A 237-nucleotide genomic window follows, 5' to 3' on the forward strand; every position below is an offset into this window, starting at 1 on the left:
CAGCAGCCAGGCTCTGTGCCAGTTTCAGCTTCAAGTCCTGGAAACCGGAGCAACCGATGGCGCGACAGAACCGCACGATGGTCGGTTCGCTGATGCCCACGTTGTGGGCCAGGTCGGCCCATGGAGCTGTGCATCACCGCCGCAGGATCAAGCAGCACGTGGTCGGCGACCTTGAGCTCCGACTTGCGTAAGAGGTGGCGTGACTGGGCGATGTGTTGCAGCAGATTCAAAGGGCTG

1 pseudogene is annotated in these 237 nt (G+C 61.6%); it reads right to left on the reverse strand.

Annotation, left to right across the window (positions count from 1 at the left end):
* Positions 1-230, reverse strand: a pseudogene (locus tag WLY71_RS31055) (transcriptional regulator); the annotation flags it as partial.
* Between the last annotated feature and the right edge of the window lie 7 nt (positions 231-237).

It is taken from the genome of Pseudomonas rossensis (assembly GCF_039888995.1).
In the GTDB taxonomy this organism is placed as follows: Bacteria; Pseudomonadota; Gammaproteobacteria; order Pseudomonadales; family Pseudomonadaceae; genus Aquipseudomonas; species Aquipseudomonas rossensis.